The 15,888-nt window shown below is 71.2% G+C and carries 15 protein-coding genes; 5 read left to right on the forward strand and 10 right to left on the reverse strand.

Going from position 1 to position 15,888, the window contains the following annotated elements:
• Positions 1–140 precede the first annotated feature (140 nt).
• Positions 141–326 (forward strand): hypothetical protein, encoded by a 186-nt coding sequence (locus C7C45_RS16600; RefSeq protein WP_110564556.1) that lies wholly within the window; start codon positions 141–143, stop codon positions 324–326.
• 235 nt (positions 327–561) lie between these two features.
• Positions 562–1,374: an RNA polymerase sigma factor SigF gene (locus C7C45_RS16605; protein ID WP_110564557.1), complete on the forward strand. Its 813-nt coding sequence runs from the start codon at positions 562–564 to the stop codon at positions 1,372–1,374.
• Positions 1,375–1,385: 11 nt separating this feature from the next.
• Here C7C45_RS16605 and C7C45_RS16610 read toward each other — a convergent pair whose 3' ends face one another.
• The 7 genes from C7C45_RS16610 to C7C45_RS34110 all read right to left on the reverse strand — a co-directional run bounded on the left by C7C45_RS16610 (position 1,386) and on the right by C7C45_RS34110 (position 8,839).
• On the reverse strand, positions 1,386–2,453 hold the full coding sequence (locus C7C45_RS16610) for a DUF2855 family protein (protein WP_110564558.1): 1,068 nt from the start codon (positions 2,451–2,453) through the stop codon (positions 1,386–1,388).
• 69 nt (positions 2,454–2,522) lie between these two features.
• A complete protein-coding gene (locus C7C45_RS16615; protein ID WP_244200413.1) occupies positions 2,523–3,737 on the reverse strand; it encodes a PP2C family protein-serine/threonine phosphatase in 1,215 nt (404 codons plus the stop codon).
• Between the two features lie 151 nt (positions 3,738–3,888).
• Positions 3,889–5,379 carry a glycoside hydrolase family 130 protein gene (locus tag C7C45_RS16620; protein WP_110564679.1) on the reverse strand — a complete coding sequence of 497 codons (1,491 nt, stop codon included), beginning with the start codon at positions 5,377–5,379 and terminating at the stop codon, positions 3,889–3,891.
• Positions 5,376–6,428 carry a glycosyltransferase gene (locus C7C45_RS16625; RefSeq protein WP_110564559.1) on the reverse strand — a complete coding sequence of 351 codons (1,053 nt, stop codon included), beginning with the start codon at positions 6,426–6,428 and terminating at the stop codon, positions 5,376–5,378. Before C7C45_RS16625 ends, C7C45_RS16620 begins: the two co-directional genes overlap by 4 nt.
• Positions 6,425–7,561, reverse strand: coding sequence for a glycosyltransferase (locus tag C7C45_RS16630; protein WP_110564560.1), 1,137 nt, complete (start codon positions 7,559–7,561; stop codon positions 6,425–6,427). The genes C7C45_RS16625 and C7C45_RS16630 overlap by 4 nt, the downstream gene beginning before the upstream one ends.
• Positions 7,562–7,664: 103 nt before the next feature.
• Positions 7,665–8,669 carry a glycosyltransferase family 4 protein gene (locus C7C45_RS16635; RefSeq protein WP_110564561.1) on the reverse strand — a complete coding sequence of 335 codons (1,005 nt, stop codon included), beginning with the start codon at positions 8,667–8,669 and terminating at the stop codon, positions 7,665–7,667.
• Entirely contained in the window at positions 8,666–8,839 is a 174-nt protein-coding gene (locus C7C45_RS34110) for a hypothetical protein (protein WP_167454736.1), read from the reverse strand. Before C7C45_RS34110 ends, C7C45_RS16635 begins: the two co-directional genes overlap by 4 nt.
• A 436-nt stretch (positions 8,840–9,275) precedes the next feature.
• Here C7C45_RS34110 and C7C45_RS16640 point away from each other — a divergent pair, with 436 nt between their 5' ends.
• Positions 9,276–10,457 carry a low temperature requirement protein A gene (locus tag C7C45_RS16640; protein ID WP_110564562.1) on the forward strand — a complete coding sequence of 394 codons (1,182 nt, stop codon included), beginning with the start codon at positions 9,276–9,278 and terminating at the stop codon, positions 10,455–10,457.
• 7 nt (positions 10,458–10,464) lie between these two features.
• Here the strand turns inward: C7C45_RS16640 and C7C45_RS16645 are convergent, their stop codons facing one another.
• From C7C45_RS16645 to C7C45_RS16655, 3 genes are all read right to left on the reverse strand, one after another.
• A complete protein-coding gene (locus C7C45_RS16645; RefSeq protein ID WP_110564563.1) occupies positions 10,465–11,496 on the reverse strand; it encodes a medium chain dehydrogenase/reductase family protein in 1,032 nt (343 codons plus the stop codon).
• 89 nt (positions 11,497–11,585) lie between these two features.
• On the reverse strand, positions 11,586–12,128 hold the full coding sequence (locus C7C45_RS16650) for a TetR/AcrR family transcriptional regulator (RefSeq protein ID WP_110564564.1): 543 nt from the start codon (positions 12,126–12,128) through the stop codon (positions 11,586–11,588).
• A gap of 64 nt (positions 12,129–12,192) precedes the next feature.
• Positions 12,193–13,740, reverse strand: a complete 1,548-nt coding sequence (locus C7C45_RS16655) for an MFS transporter (RefSeq protein WP_244200414.1) — start codon at positions 13,738–13,740, stop codon at positions 12,193–12,195.
• 117 nt (positions 13,741–13,857) lie between these two features.
• On the opposite strand from C7C45_RS16655, the gene C7C45_RS16660 reads away from it, so the two are divergent.
• Positions 13,858–14,337, forward strand: coding sequence for a winged helix-turn-helix transcriptional regulator (locus C7C45_RS16660; RefSeq protein WP_110564566.1), 480 nt, complete (start codon positions 13,858–13,860; stop codon positions 14,335–14,337).
• Between the two features lie 345 nt (positions 14,338–14,682).
• The coding region (locus tag C7C45_RS16670) for an HNH endonuclease signature motif containing protein (protein ID WP_110564680.1) at positions 14,683–15,888 on the forward strand (1,206 nt) is incomplete at its 3' end.

Below are 15,888 nucleotides of genomic sequence, written 5' to 3' on the forward strand. Positions count from 1 at the left end.
GGGTGTCGGTGTCGCCGGGCGCTCGCCCGTGCACGAGACACCCTGATCGGGCGCCAGTGTGAGCGCCGAACCGTCCCGAGGTCGCACGGCGAGAGTTGCCGAGGCCGGACGCACTCCTTCATGGAAGACAGGATTCCTGCATGACATCGAACGACAACGGTCGACCCGCCCTGTTTCTCGCCACGTCGAACGCCGACGGGCTCGACGGGTCGGCGGTGACCTTCGACGGCAGCGAGGAGGCCATGCGGCGGCTGCGCCACCCGTTCGCGGTGAAGCCCGCCCCACACGCCCCGGCCGCTGCCGACGAGCCGGATCGGCGCGGCTGACCCAGCGAGCCCGCACCGCTCACGAGCACCCCGCAGCTCATACTTTCGGCTAGTAATTAATCAGTCTTTCGGGTAGTGTCCGGGTCATCAATTGAACGACATGACGCGGTGGCGAGGCCCGTGCTCGTGGCCTCGCGACAGCGCAGTTCGCCCGTACCTGCGCTCCGGCGGCAGCCGGTTCGGAGATCCTTCCGGTCGATCCGTTCGACGGGCATGTGCGGGAAGGACCACCCCGATGGCCATCATCGTCGAAACCGCGACCAGCACCCACGTCGGCCAGCCGAGCGGCGACCAGAGCCCGGACGACCTCCTGGCCGCCCTGGCGGCGACCCCGGTGAACGACCCGCGACGCCCCGCGCTGCGGGACCGCGCCATCGAGGCATGGTTGCCGCTCGCCCGCCACCTGGCACGCCGCTACTCCGGGCGCGGCGCACCCGACGAGGACCTGACCCAGACCGCCTCGGTCGGGCTCATCAAGGCCGTGGACAACTTCGACCACAGCCGGGGTGTCGACTTCTCCGGGTACGCCATCCCCACCATCATCGGCGAGATCAAGCGGTACTTCCGGGATCGCACCTGGGCGGTGCGCGTGCCCCGCCGCCTCCAGGAGCTGCGCCTCTCGATCACCGCGGCGAACAGCACCCTGATCCAAACCCTCGGTCGTTCGCCGACCGTGGCCGACATCGCGTCCTACCTCGACGTGTCCGAGGAGACCGTGCTGGAAGGGTTGGAGGGTGCGCGCGCCTACCGGGCCACGTCGCTGTCCACCCCCGTCGGGGCGGACGGCAGTCGGGAACTCGGGGACACCCTCGGCGGCGACGACCACGAATTCGACCTCGTCGAGATCCGCGTCGGCCTCGGCCCGGCCCTCGCCACACTGCCGGAGCGCGAACGCGAGATCCTGAGTCTGCGCTTCGACGGCAACCTGACCCAGGCGGAGATCGCCGACCGGATCGGGGTCTCGCAGATGCACGTCTCCCGGCTGATCACCCGATCGCTGGCCACGCTGCGTCACCACCTGACCGACTCCGACCACAGCGCGTTCTGAGGCCGGCACCGTCACAGTTGGACGAGGTGACCCACCCGGGGCGGCGTACGACCCGCGAGGACGTCGAGCCACGCGTGTCGGAGGGCCTCCGGCCCGGCACCGACCTGGACGTCGAGCCACCCGCTCACGACGGCGGCGAAGCGTTGCCAGGCCTCGGTGAAGCGCTGGTCGAGCCCGTCGCGGCCCCAGTCGTGGCTGCGCTTGCGCATCTGGACCGGCGCGAAGAACACCTCTTCGGCGGCGTCGGCGTTCGGCGTCTGGTTGGTCAGCCCGACCGCGATGTCCCGGACGAGCCGGTCGCCGAGGTGCTGACGCAGGGCGACACGGGTCGAGGGCGCGCCGGACAGGTCGAGGTAGACCGTCGGGACCACGTCGAGCGTGGCGGTGTCGTCGTACGAGACGACCTCGTCGTAGCAGCCGAGCGACCGGGTGAAGGCCACGTTGCCCGGTGCGGTGAGCCCGACCAGACGCGGTCCGCGCCCGCGTAGTTCGAACGCGGCGGCGTACGCGGTCTTGCTCGACGCGGACGACACCAGCAGTGACTCGGCCCCGTAGAAGTCGTTGTCGACGACCTGGTCGGCCAGCATGAACGAGGTGAAGAACAGCGGCCGGAACAGGACCAGCAGATCCTCCTGGTCGGGCTGGTACGCCGGGTCGCCGGTGGTCGACCGGTACGCGTTGTACGGCGACGGCAACTCGGCCCGGTGCGGGCTCGCGTCACGGAACCCGGAAGCGTCCACCCGGTCCGGTCGCACCACCAGGTGACCCGCGGGTGGGAGGTAGCCGTAGACCCGCTGCCCCACCTCGACCCCGGCGACTGTCGACGTGACCACCTCGGCGAAGCCCCAGAGCGGCGGAAGGCCCCACCGCGGCCCGAGCCCACGGGGCGCTGGCGGGAAGAACTCCCAGTAGCGCATCGAGTCGCCGAGCACCGCGTAGGTCACGTTGTTGGCGGTGAGGCCGACGCGGTCCACGCGCAGCAGCGCCTCGCCGTCGACAACAGCGGGCGTGGCGCCATCGACGATCGTGGTCTGCCCGAGGTCGTCACGCGCCACGGCGAAGGTCCATGAGTCAGCCATGAGGTGACGCTAGACAGCCCTCCCAGCGGAGACAAGTGCACTACGAGTGCAAAATCCCACTGGGTACGGTCAGGACTGTCCGGCAGCGAGGTCGCGAAGGTGCGCGAGCGGCAGGTGCGGCGGCTGCCACTCCACGAAGAGGGCCGTCGCGTCGTCCTCAAGCTTGTCGTCCTGGTATCCGACGACGGCGCGCACCAGCCGACGCATCGTCTCCGGGCTGGGCAACCCGTCGTTGAGGGCACGGTTGACGAAGTCGACGAGCCGGTCCAGCCCGAACTGCTCCCCGTCCGCGCTGCGCGCATCGGTGATGCCGTCGGTGTAGGCGAGGATGCGGTCGCCCGGATGCAGATCCTCCACGTGCACCCGCGGGCGGCGGGCGGACAGGTGGCCCAGACCGAGCGGCAACGCGGTCGGTCCCGGCAACTCCCGAATGGCCTTGCCGTCGCGCAGCAACATCGCACCGGGATGACCCGCGTTGATCATGCTCAGTCGGCCGGTCTGGCGGTCCAACTCCATGAGCAGCCCGGTCGCGAAGAAGTTCGGATGCTCGGACCGCACCCACCGATCGATGCTGATCGCCGTGTCGACCAGGTCCAGGCCACACCGACGGGCGTTGCGGTACGCGCTGACCACCAGCGAGGCCAGGGTGCTCGCCTTGATGCCGTGCCCGCAGGTGTCGAAGAGCCCGACACTGAGCACGTCGTCGTTCAGCGCGTAGTCGAAGATGTCGCCGCCGACGTCGTAACAGGGTTCGAGGATGGCGGTGATCACCAGGTCGTCGGTGGCGAAGGTCAGCGGCGGGAGCAGACCCCACACGATCTCGGCCGCGACCTGCATCGGGAGACGTCGCCGCATCCGCTCGACCACGTCGCCGTAGAGCCGACGGTTGACCAGGATCTGGGCGATGTTGACCGCCACCTCCCAGGCCGGCCCGTCCATCGCCACGTCGGCGGCTGCCGGAGAGACGATCTCCAACACGCCCATCCGTTCGCACCCGAGCAGCAGCGGCACCCAGACCCGATCCGGGTTGTCGGGCGCGCGCTGGATGTCGAGGTTGGTGAAGGCCCGGCCGGCGAGGGTCGTCTCGATCGACAACTCGTCCCGGACGAGACCCGCGCCGAGCAGTGGCACGAGGAGAGACTGCGTGTAGTCGGCGAGATAGATCACGATCTCGCTGGCGTCGATGGCGGGAGCCGCCCGGGCGACCAACTGGGACAGCTCGTCCGGCCCACCTCGGGGCGCGTTGAGCTGCAGCCAACGCACCATGTCGCCGACGTCGACCACGCTCCGCCTCCCCTTGCCCTGCCCGACCGTACGGCCACGGCAGGACGAGCGGTGAGGCTACCTTGCCCCGCCGGGTTCGCTCCGTGCCGATCGCCCACTTCTGGCCGGTCGGGCACCCTGCGCCCCACCAGTCTCACCCATCCCGCGACGGTCAGCCGTCCCGGTCGCGCGTCGCTCGGGATTCCACCAACGCGGCGAGCAGAGCGCCCACCGGCACGGTGGCGAAACCCACCCGGGTGTCACTCGCCCCGTACGGCAACCACAGCTCACCGTCGTGGATGACCGCCCCGCAGGAGTAGACGACGTTGGGCACGTAACCGTCCCGGTCGTTCTCGTCGGGCGACAGGAGCGCACCGGGAAGGCGCGCGACGACCCGCTCCGGTCGGTGCAGGTCGAGCAGGAGCGCGCCGATCGCGTACCGGCGCATCGGCCCGACACCGTGGGTGAGCACGAGCCAGCCGGCGTCGGTCTCGATCGGAGACCCGCAGTTACCGACCTGGATCAACTCCCAACTGTCGCTCGGGGCGTGCAGCGGGGTCGGGGCCCTCCAGCGGTTCTCGCCGTCCAGGACGGTCAGGCCGATGGTCTCCCCGTCGGCACGGCACAACGCCAGGTGCCGGCCGCCGACGGTACGCGGGAACAGCGCGAGACCCTTGTTACGGGCGCCCGGCCCCCGCATCGGGGTCATCTCGAAGCGGCGCAGGTCGTGGCTGACCAGTGCGCGGGTGGCGATGCTCCGGCCGTCGTAGGCGGTATAGGTGGCCCGGTACACCGGCCCGGACTCATCGACGAAGCGGACGAACCGCGAGTCCTCCATGCCACTGCTCTCGGCCGGGGTGGCCGGCCAGAGCACCCGTTGGTGCAGGGCGGTGTCGGCGGGAAATGCCGTGGCGTAGCTACCGGCGTTGGTGCGCCGCAGTTGTTCGAGGGTGCCCAACCCGGTACTGCGAGAGAGCAGATCAGGTGGCAGATTGCCGAGCACCCGCTCGAAGGTGGCCTCGTCGTACCGCTCGGGCAGGGCGTCCAGCACGGTGGCGGTGACCTCGTTGTCGCAGTCCTCCTCGGCGAGGCCGGCAACGAGCAGGTCCCGACGGTGCCGTACGCCCGATCGTTGCCCCACGGTCAGCGGCCCGGCCCGGTCGGCGACAGTGAGCTGTCGCCCGGGTCCGAGGACCGCGGTGGCGAACCCGATGGACGACACGTGCCCCTCGCCGATCTGACGCAGACTGACCGCGACGCGTAGCTGCCCGGTGCCGAGATCCGTCTGGTCGGGGTGGGCCACCATCGACGGGTTGCAGAGGGCGGCGGCCTCGACGGCGTACTCGTGGCTGAAGTAGGCACCGACCAGCAGGCGGCTGGTGGGCGAGAGATCCCGGGCCCGGGCGGCCCGGTGCCGGACGAGATCGTAATGGTGGTGGAACGTGCCGGCCAGGTCGCGATGCCGGGTGCCGAAGCGGTCGAAGGTGTCCCGCAGCAACCGGCCGGTCTCCTCCTCGTCCAGGTGCGCGACCCGGTCGATGAGCGCCCGCGCCCGGGTGCGTACCACCGCGGCGTCCTCACCCGGGACGAAGAGCTTGACGATGACCCGACGTGGATCCGGGGTGAGCGTCACCTCCTGCCGGACGGCCAGACTCGGGGTCACGACCACCGCCGGGCGTGCTGCAGGGTGGAGACGAGTGCGAGGGTGGATTCGGCGCCCTGGTTGAGGTTGGGCCCGTGCGCGGTCAACCCGTCGTAGCCGCCGCCGGTCTCCGGATCCCACATCGGCGTGCCGAGGTCGTTGTCGCCGAGGAACCACCCGACCGCCTGCCGCACCCCGTCGTCCCACTGCGGATCGCCGGTGACCGTGGCCGCCGTGGCGCAGGCATCGGCGAACGCGGCGACCTCGATCGGCTGCTGGTCGTGGCGCAGCCGTACCGCGCCGTGCCGCCATCCCCGGACGGGTACGACCGACAGCCGCCCGTCGCGGAGCTGGACATCGCGCAACCAGGCCAACATCCGCAGACCGTCGTCGAGGGGTGGGCCACCCTCGCGCAGTTGACTGGCGACGATGACCACCTCGGCGAGGGCCGCGCTGGCGTAGGTCAGCTCCTGCCGTGGCCACGGCCACCGTGGATCGGACCCCGCCGGGCCAACCGTGCTGGCCGCGTCCGACAGCAGGGACGCGGCGGCGACGTGGCCCGGGTGCCGACGGAGCACCTCGGCCGCGCCCAGCCCGGCGAAAGCCATCGCGTGCGGGAACCTGGTGCGCCGGGTGGCACCCCGGCTAAACGCGACGAGCGCCTCCTCCCGTACCCAGGGGGCGGGGCTGCGGGCGACGGCCGTGCCCAGGCCCCACAGCGCCCGACCCCACCAGTCGCCGAGCCCTGGTTCGTCGGCCCAGCGCCGGTCGTGCCCGAGCCGGTTGTGGAAGGCGCCACCGGCGTCCTGCGCATGGGTCAGGAATGCGAGATAGCGCTCGGCGAGCCGGAGCAGCTCCTCGCTCGGCTCCGGCTCGCGGCTGATGACGACCAGGCCACGGGCCACGTCGTCGGTGCAGTAGCCGTGCTCGCGGCGGACGATGGCGTGCCGGGCATGCTCGAACAGACCTGTGTCGTCGCTCAACCGAGCCAGGTGCGCGAAGCTCGGCGCGGGTGCCGTCACCCAGCGCCCACGCGTTGGCGTCCGGGGGCGGCCGGCGATCGCGGTCACGCCGGCACCGCGCTGACGGCAGGCGAGCGGGCGGCCGTGAGCTCTTCGGCGAGCGTGCCGTACCGGGCCGCCACCGCCGGCCAGCGCAAATGCGCGGCCAGCGGGCGAACCCGGCCTGCCAACCGGGCGGTCAGGCCCGGTTCGGTCAGGACCCGCCGGATCGCCACGGCCAGCGCCGCCGGGTTCTGGTGGGGTACGACCAGTCCCGGACCACCGGTCAGCAACTCGACCGCGTGCGGGAACGCCGTCGCCACGACGGGCACCCCGGCGGCGACCGCTTCGATGAGTACGCCGGAGGTGACCTGTTCGCGGGAGTCGTAGGGCAGGACGACCACGTCCGCGGAGCGGATCAGAAGGCCCAACGCCTCCTGGTCGTGGTAGACGTCCTGGTAGTCGACGGCGTGCGCGACGCCCAACTGGGCGCCGAGCTGGTGCAACCCGGCCCGGTACGACTCGCCGTGCTGCTCGATCACCTTCGGATGGGTCCGCCCGGCCACCGTGTAGGTCGGCGTCGGTTCGAGATCCTGCAACCGCGCGAGGGCCCGCAACGACCACTCGATGCCCTTGCCGGGGCCGAGCAGCCCCCAGGTCAGCAGGTGCGGGCGGGTACGCCGCTCGACCGGTACGCCGGCAAGCTCGGCGGCACCGTGCGGGATGACCGTCACCTTGCTCGCCGTGACGGCGTACCCGACGAGCAGCCGGTCGCGGGCGGTGTCGGTCATCGTGACGACCGCCCCGGCGGCGGCCACGATCTGCTCCAACAGGGACTTCTGTCGGGCGGAGGGCTGCCGGAGCACGGTGTGCAGGACCACGATCGTCGGCACGGTGAGCCGCCGCAGCAGAGGCAGGACGTCCTCGCCGTCGCTGCCGGGGTAGATGCCGTACTCGTGCTGGACGATCGCCACGTCGAAGGCGTTCAGGGCAGCCGCCGCGTCCCGCCAGCCGGCCGGGGTACGCGCCGACCAGGTGTGCACGACCCCGGGCACCGGCCGTTGGTCGTCGCCGTGGTCGGTGACCCGGACGATGCCACCGTGTGTGCCGTCGGCGGTCAACTGGGCGGCGAGGGCGGAGTTGAAGGTGGCCAGTCCGCACCGGGTCGGTGGGTGGGTGCTGAGGAATCCGTAGCTGGGCATGAAACTCGGGCCTTCCGGTTGTCGGCCGGCCCCGAACAGGGGCGAGCCTCACGCGGGGACGGCGCACACCGGTCAGCGTGTGTGACCGGCGTGGCGGGGTGGTTCAGCCGTGGACGAGGTGGTCGTAGACCGCGAGATAGTCGGTGACCATCCGGTCCGCGCTGAAGCGCTGCTGAGCCCGCGCCCGGCACTCGGACCGATCGAGGCCGGCGACCCGGGTGACCGCGTCGACGGCCTGGTCGACGGTGTGGACGAGGAAGCCCGTCACGCCGTCGTCGACGACCTCCGGCATGGACCCCCGCTTGTAGGCGACGACCGGAGTGCCGCAGACCATCGACTCCACCACCGACAACCCGAACGGCTCGTCGAAGGCGATCGGGTGCAACAGAGCGGTGCTGTCTCCCAGCACCTCGGCACGCCGCCGCGGGCCCACCGACCCGAGGAAGACGACCTGATCGCCGTCGATGTGCGGAGCCACCTGTTCGGCGAAGTACCGCTCGTCCTGCACGATCCCGCAGATGGTCAGGGGTCGGCCGGCGGCGCGGGCGATCTCGATCGCGGTGTGGGTGCCCTTGTCGGGGTGGATCCGGCCGAAGGCCGCCAGCCCAGGGCCGGCGTCGCTGCTGAACGGCAGCCCGCCGAGGTCGACGCCGTGATGCACCGTGGCGACGTAGTCGAGCTCAGGCGCCCGGTCCGCGTCGGAGATCGACACGTACGACGAGCGGGCGCGGGCGTAGGCGGGCAGGATCCCCGCGCCGGAGAAGCCGTGCACTGTGGTCAGCAGCGGAGCGTCGCAGTGCTCCGCGAACGCCAGCGGCAGCCAGTCGAGGTGGCTGTGCACCAGATCGAACTGCGCCGAACGGGCCATCGCGTGGGAGACGTGCAGCGCCTCCCAGACTCGACCGTCCAGGTCCGGGTCGTCCGCGTACCCCCGGGGGCAGACTCCGTCGAGCTGGGCGGAGGTGACGGAGTCCAGTGTCGCGAAGAGCGTCACGTCGACGCCGCGGCTGGCCAGCCCTTCGGCGAGCAGGCCGGTCACCTGCTCCCACGGCCCGTAGTGGTGCGGGGGCGTACGCCAGGCGATCGGTCCGAGCAGCGCAACCCTCACGGGGATGGCGCGTCGGCGAGATCAGCCGGGTCGAGGTGCAGGGTGGCGAGCAGCCCGGTGTGCTTGGCCGGGTCCACCCGCTCGGGCAGTTCGCGCTCGACCCAGTCGGCCCTGGCCTGCTGGCCCCGGTCGCGGAGTGCGCTGACGATCCTGTGCCTGGCGATCCTCATCTGGTGCTCCCCTGGTTAAGGCGTTCAGAACGATCATTCGCACAGACAGCGGTGTGAACGCTTGTCGCATCCGGACCACCAGCCGTCCCGGCCGCGACGAGCGGCGAATCCGACGGCTGGGAGGGTGGTCGGCGATCAACCAACACGACCAGTACGTCGCGGCGATGGGGATGACGATCGATAACGCCCCTGATGGGCTGGTGGCGACGGCGTCTGGCGGCCACCGGGATCCCGGGCGACCTGTTCACCGTACGCCCTCGCGGTGCACGGCCGCACATCCACCGGCAGCCGGGGCTGCCGGAACCCGGCTCGTCGTCGCCCCGGTCCAGCGGCACGGCCGGATCCGGCCCCCCGCGGGGCCAGGCAGTGACTTTGCCCGATTTTCGGGCGAAACCTCACTAGCATGGAGAGCCCGGGACGCGTAGGCGGGCACCTGATGACGACCGACCAAGCGGTAGGGCTGGCCCGCGAAGATGAGGGACCCCAGCGGGCGACCCTGCTGGAACTCTTCCTCGACCTGGTGTTCGTCGCCGCACTCGCCCTGACCTCGCGCACCCTGGCACAACGTCTCGACTGGGTCGGGGTCTTCGAGACCGCGGTGCTGCTGATGGCGATCTGGTGGGTGTGGGCCGCGAGCACGCTGGCGACCGAGCTTCACCACACCCACCGACCCCCGATCTTCGCCACGACGGTCTGGGTCATGTTCGGGACGATTCTGATGGCGGGGGCGCTGCCCAAAGCCTTCGCCGAGCACGGTCTGGTGTTCGCGGGCGCGTACGTGGCGATCCAGATGGGGCGTGGCGTCGTCCTCGTCACCGCGCTGGCCGACCCATCGGCGCGACAACGCTCGAATCGACTTCTCTTCTGGAACTGCGTGTCCGCCGTGCCGTGGCTCGCCGGCGCCTTCGTGACCGGTCCGGCGCGGGGCCTGCTGTGGGCCGCCGCGCTCGCCGTCGACTACGGGGCGGCCCTGTTCCGTTACCCCACGCCGAGGATCGGTCGGCTGCCCACACCTCAGTACGCGGTGGCAGCCGACCACTTGGCGGAGCGCTACCAGCAGATCTTCACGCTCGCCCTCGGCGATCTCATTCTCGTCATCACCCTCACCTACGCCGCCGACGACCTGACGATCCAGCGCACGGCGGCACTCCTGATCGGGTTCGCCACGACCGTGCTGTTGTGGCAGGTCTACGTGCACCGCGCCGGGGCCTTGTTGAAGGCCGCCATCGAGGCCTCCCGGGACCCGGGCGGTTTCGTGCGGTCCGCGCCCAACACCCATCTGCTCATGGTGGCTGGCGTGGTGGCCGCCTCCGCCGGCTTCGAAGCCGTCATCGACCACCCCACTGCGGAGACGTCGCCCTGGCTGGTCGGCGTCATCCTCGGCGGGCCGGCATTGTTCCTGCTTGGACGCGCCCGGTTCGAGTACGAGGTGTTCAGCCGCGTCTCGCCCTCCCGACTGGTCGCACTGCTCGTGCTGGCGGTCCTGGGACCCGCCCTGCTGCTCACCCCCGCGCTGGTGGCTGGCCTCGCCGCCACTCTCGTACTCGCCGGGATTGCCGTCACGGACAGCATCCGGGCCCGTGGCAGCCCACCCGAACCACCGATGCCCTCGACGTAGTCGGAGGTCAGGGCTCCAACACCACCTTGCCCGCTCGACTGCGCGTCTCGGCGAACACCAGTGCGGCAGTGACCTCGCTGAGCGGGTAGCGGGCGGCGATCTGCGGCACGATCACTCCTTGCCGCAAGAGGTCGAGCACGATGCCGAGGTCGGTGCGCAGGCGACGCCGGAACGCGGCGCGGCGGGTGAGCTGACCGGCCCAGAAGTTGTAGAAACCGGCCCGGTGCCCGTTCGGTAGCGCGTTCCAGGTGTAGAGGCGGGTCAGCAGCTTCACGAAGACCCACACGACCGACTGGGCGGAGCCCAGGGCACCGGCGTTGCCGTAGACGACCAGCTTGCCACCGGGGGCGAGCAGGCCGTACGAGGTGCGTACTCCCGGGCCGGCGACCGGGTCGAAGACGGCGTCGACACCGCCCGGCGACAGCGCTCGGATGCGTGCGACCAGGTCCGGGTCGCGGTAGTCCACCGGTTCGACGCCGAGTTCGCGCAGCGCGGCGTGATGCCGTGCGGTCGCGGTACCGATGACCCGCAGGCCGAGGTGGCGGCCGAGTTGAACCAGCACCGTTCCGACGCCGCCGTTCGCCCCGTGCACGAGGATGGTCTGCCCGGCCCGCAGGTTGGCGCCCTGCAGCATCTGCCACGCGGTCACCCCGTTGACGACGACGGTCTCGGCGGCCGCGGGATCCAGGTCCGCGGGTACGGGGGTCAGGACATCGATGTCGACAAGCGCGTGAGTGGCCCAGCCGCCGGTCTTGGTGACCGCCGCGACCCGGGTGCCGACAATCGATTCGTCGCCGTCGGGACCGACCGCCCGGACCCTGCCAACCAGGTCGTAGCCGGGCACGAACGGGAACTTCGGCTGGCCGGGGTAGCGGTCGCGGCGCATCTGCTGCTCGGCGTACGAGATGCCGGTGGCCTCGACCTCGACGAGCGCATGCCCCCGGGTGGGGACGGGCATGGCGCGTCGGTGCAGTTGGAGTCCGTGCGGCTCCACCACGCCGGGCAGCACCACTTCGGTGATCATCGTGTCGGTCGTCATCGGGTACTCCTTTGTTTGTAAGTGTGCACTCACACACTTATCGAGGCCAAAAGGTGGGCCGCTGTCGCGGCCCAGGGTCGGCGGTCGGGTCAGGGGTGGCGGATGCCGGCGATCAGCGCGCGCGCCCACGGCTCGGGCACCTGCTCCAGGCCGGCGGTCACGATCAGATGGCAGAGCTGGCCGTACGCGAAGAACTGCTGCACCTGCGCGTCGCTGGCGCCGGCCCGGTCCTGCACGAAGGTCGCGACCCGGCGGTAGCCAGCCCGCACCGCCTCGGCGATCTCGGGAATGTCCGTGACGGCCTGGGCCTGGACCTGGAAGAGCAGCAGATCGCGGTCGGCGATCAACTCGGCGTAGGCACCGCCCATCGCGTCGAGGATTTCCTCCGGGCTGGCGCCCGCGGCACGCTCGGCCCCCTCCTCGATCGCGAGGGCGATCCGTTCGAAGCACGCGCCGGCGGCGGCCACGAACAGGCCGAGCTTGCCGGAGAAGAGCCGGAAGACGTACGCCTCGGAGATGCCGGCGGCAGCGGCCACGGTGGTGACCGGGGTGGCGTGGAAGCCGGTTCGCGCGAACGCCGACACTGCGGCGTTCAGGACAGTGACCCGGCGGGCCTCGGCGGTCGATCGCATGTATGTAAGTGTGCACTCACAAACTAGAGCCGTCAAGCCAGCCGGAACAGGAGAGCTTGGCTTCCTAGTGTTGGTGCGGTCGGTTGCGGACGAGCGCGAGCACGAGCACGGCGGTGACGAGGAAGACGATGCCGTTGACTCGCAACCCGGCCTGCACCCCGGAGGTCAAAGCTTCCGCGAGCGCCGCCCGTACCGAATCGGGCAGCGGTTGGTCGCCGGTGGCACCGGTGGCCGCCGCCGCCTGCACGACGGCCCGGGTGGGTTCGTCGACGTGGTGGGCGACGAGCCGGTCGGGCAGGTCGGCCAGCATCGTGGTGGTGAGCAGCGTGCCCAGCAGGGACGAGCCGACCACCGAGCCGACCTGGCGGGCGGCGTTGACCGCGCCCGAGGCCATGCCCGCCTGGGCGGGCGCGACGCTGGCCAGCGCCGCGGCGGTCGCCGGCGCCACCACCAGGCCGCCGGCGGCACCGAACAGGGCGAACAGCGCCCAACGGTGACCGAATGACGCGGTCGGCCCCTGGGCCGCCAGCGCGAAGCTGGCCACCGCACCGAGGACCAGGCCGAGGGTGAGCGGCGTCTTGAAGCCGGTACGACGAATCACGCGCCCGGCACCGAAGGCGACGACCACGTAGGTGCCGAAGAGCACCAGCATCCGCCAGCCGGTGTCCAGCGGACTGAGGGCCTGGGCACGCTCGTGGAAGAGGACGAGCAGGATCGACACGCCGGTGAAGCCGAACAGCGACACCGCAGCGACGACCATGACGGCGCTGAACGACGCGGACCGGAACAGCCGTACGTCGAGCATCGGCGCGCTGGCCCGCAGCTCGACCAGCACGAATCCGACCAGTGCGACGACCGCGACGATCCAGGCCGCCGTCACCACCGGGCTGGTGTAGCCGTCCTTGCCGCCCTGGATCATCGCGTAGACGGCGGCGGCAATGGCGACGGTGCCGAGCAACAGGCCGGGCACGTCGAGTCGGGCGGCACTCGGCCGCGATTCGGCCACCCCGATGGCGGCGACGACGAGGGTGATCACGCCGAGCACGATCGTCGACAGGTAGACGCTGTGCCACGGGTAGTGCCGCAGCAGCGTGCCGGCGATGAGCGGACCGATCGCGAGCCCGATGCCGGAGGCCGCCGACCAGGCGGTGATGACCTCGGTCCGTCGGTGCGGGTCGGTGAAGGTCGCACCGAGGATCGCGAGGCTGTTCGGCAGGATCAGGGCCCCGCCGAGGCCCGCCACCAACTGCCCGACGATGACCCAGGCCACGGTCGGGGCACCGGCCACGACGGCGGCGCCAACGATCATCGCGATGACGCCGGCACCGAACATGCGCCTGCGTCCGTAGCGGTTGCCCAGGGTGGCGGCGGACAGCACCACGCTGGCCACCATCAGGGTGTAGGCGCTGGGGAGCCAGACCAGGGTGGTCGGGTCGACCTTCAGATCCTGCTGGATCGTGGTCAGGGCGGAGACCGTCGCGGTGATCTGCAGGAACGTGATCATCGCGCCCAGGCACATGGCGATCAGGGTCACCGTGCGAGATCCGCGGACGGATGAGCGGGCGGTGCTGGCCGACTCGGGTGCGGGCGGGGCTGCGGTGCTGGTGGTCACTGAGCGTCCTCGGGGCATAGTCGGGCTGAGCCGGGGCTGACTTGCGTTTGCTGAAGTCAGCAGCGTCCCAGTGAAGCACCTGACTAGCCTCGACGCAAGCCAGGTACGCTTGACCGCATGGAGGACCTACGGGAAGACCGCGACTCCTGGTCGAATGCGAACTGCTCGGTGGCCCGGGCGATGGACATCGTGGGCAGCAGGTCGACAGTCCTGATCATGCGCGAGGCACTGCTCGGCACGCGACGCTTCGACGACTTCGTCCGCCGGGTCGGCGTCGGCGAGCCCGCCATGGCCGCCCGGCTCAAGGAGATGGTCGCCGCCAACCTGCTCGAACGGATCCCCTACCGGGAGCCGGGGCAACGCACCCGCCACGAGTACCAGCTCACGCGCAAGGGCCGCGAACTGCTGCCGGTCATCACCGCGCTGCGCAACTGGGGCGACACCTGGGCCGCCGACGACGCCGGCCCGCCCGTCATCGCCAGCCACCACGACTGCGGCCAGCCGGTCCACGCGGTGCTCCGCTGCGCGGCCGGCCACGAGATAACGGACGGCGAGATCGACATCAGCGCCGGGCCGGGCCGGATCCGGCGCGACTGACGCGGCCTCAAGCCTTCGCCGGCGAGCCCGGCCTGGATGCCACACCGGCAGGATCATTGCCGCCAGCTGCCCGAGGCTGTTCGGTCCGCCCTCCTGCCGGGCAGGGGGCTCGGCCGGGCCGCCGACTGCGCTTGGACCTGGACCTGGACCTCGGCCTGGGCCTGGACCTGGACCTCGGCCTGGGCCTGGGCCTGGGCCTGGGCCTGGGCCTGAACCTGCTACCGGGCCTGGGCCTGGGCCTGCTACCGGGCCTGGGCCTGGGCCTGCTACCGGGCCTGCTTCTGGGCCTGAACCTGCTTCTTGGCCTGGGCCGAAAGTGTCGTACATCTGTTCTATTCTCTGGTGGTGATCGATGCGTTGGAGCAGGCCGAAGCCGCAGTGGCGGCCTGCTTCGACGCGTCCGCCTGGGCCGCTTCCGAGCCTGATCTCGTCGCGGCGTTGGATGCCACGCACCGCCTTGAGCAACGCCTGGCGGCGGTCAAGCTGACCCTCGTCCGGGAGTTGGACGGTCGAGGCACCGCCACCGCGCAGGGCGCGTCCTGCACAGCCGTCTGGCTGCGCGACCGGCTACGCCTCGGCGTCGGCGCGGCCCGCCGACTCGTCGCGCTCGCCGCGACACTCGACACCAGCCCGACCGAGGTGCGCGACGCCCTGGCCGGCGGATTGGTCGACATCGAGCAGGTCCGAGTCATCGCCGAGACGGTCGAGACCGTCCACACCACCGCCGGGCCGGCGGCCGCCGACAAGGCCGTCGGGGTCCTCGTCGACTGGGCGGCACAATTCGACGCCACACTGTTGCGCAAGCTCGGCACCCGGATCCTCGACCACGTCGCCCCCGAGATCGCCGACGCGGCCACCGAGGCAGCACTGCGGGCGCAGGATGCCCGGGCCGCCCGCGACCGGCACCTCACCATCAGCGAACAGCCCGGCGGCCGACTACGCCTCACCGGCATCCTCGACACCGAGGCCGCCGCCCTGCTGCGCGCCACCATCGACCCACTCACCGCACCCACCGGGCCCGACGACACCCGCACCCCCGGGCAACGCCGACACGACGCGCTCGCCGACGTCTGCCGGCTCGCCCTGAGCGGCGGCGACCTCCCCGAAAGCGGTGGCGACCGTCCTCAACTCGTCGTCACCACCACCTACGACGTCCTGCGCCAACAGCTCACCACCGGCACCCTCGACACCGGCGGGCAGCTCAGCGCCGACGCGGTGCGCCGCCTCGCCTGCGACGCCGCCATCCTCCCCGCCATCCTCGGCGGCAACGGCCAACCACTCGACGTCGGCCGACAACGCCGCCTCATCACCGGCCCACTCCGCCGCGCCCTCGTCCTGCGCGACCGCGGCTGCGCCTTCCCCGGCTGCGACCGACCACCCCGCTGGTGCGACGCCCACCACATCCACCACTGGGCCAACGGCGGCCCGACCAACCTCGACAACGCCGTCCTACTCTGCGGCCACCACCACCGACACCTCCACCACAGCGACTGGACCGTCCACCTCGCCAACGACGGCCACCCCGAATTCATCCCACCCGCCTGGCTCGAC

This window comes from Micromonospora arborensis (assembly GCF_003205615.1).
GTDB lineage: Bacteria > Actinomycetota > Actinomycetes > Mycobacteriales > Micromonosporaceae > Micromonospora > Micromonospora arborensis.

Bases quoted from the DNA above. Each gene is read 5' to 3' on its own strand.
- C7C45_RS16600 (WP_110564556.1), top strand. From the start codon at position 141: ATGACATCGAACGACAACGGTCGACCCGCCCTGTTTCTCGCCACGTCG.
- C7C45_RS16605 (WP_110564557.1), top strand. From the start codon at position 562: ATGGCCATCATCGTCGAAACCGCGACCAGCACCCACGTCGGCCAGCCG.
- C7C45_RS16610 (WP_110564558.1), bottom strand. From the start codon at position 2,453: ATGGCTGACTCATGGACCTTCGCCGTGGCGCGTGACGACCTCGGGCAG.
- C7C45_RS16630 (WP_110564560.1), bottom strand. From the start codon at position 7,561: ATGCCCAGCTACGGATTCCTCAGCACCCACCCACCGACCCGGTGCGGA.
- C7C45_RS34110 (WP_167454736.1), bottom strand. From the start codon at position 8,839: ATGAGGATCGCCAGGCACAGGATCGTCAGCGCACTCCGCGACCGGGGC.
- C7C45_RS16640 (WP_110564562.1), top strand. From the start codon at position 9,276: ATGACGACCGACCAAGCGGTAGGGCTGGCCCGCGAAGATGAGGGACCC.
- C7C45_RS16645 (WP_110564563.1), bottom strand. From the start codon at position 11,496: ATGACGACCGACACGATGATCACCGAAGTGGTGCTGCCCGGCGTGGTG.
- C7C45_RS16650 (WP_110564564.1), bottom strand. From the start codon at position 12,128: ATGCGATCGACCGCCGAGGCCCGCCGGGTCACTGTCCTGAACGCCGCA.
- C7C45_RS16660 (WP_110564566.1), top strand. From the start codon at position 13,858: ATGGAGGACCTACGGGAAGACCGCGACTCCTGGTCGAATGCGAACTGC.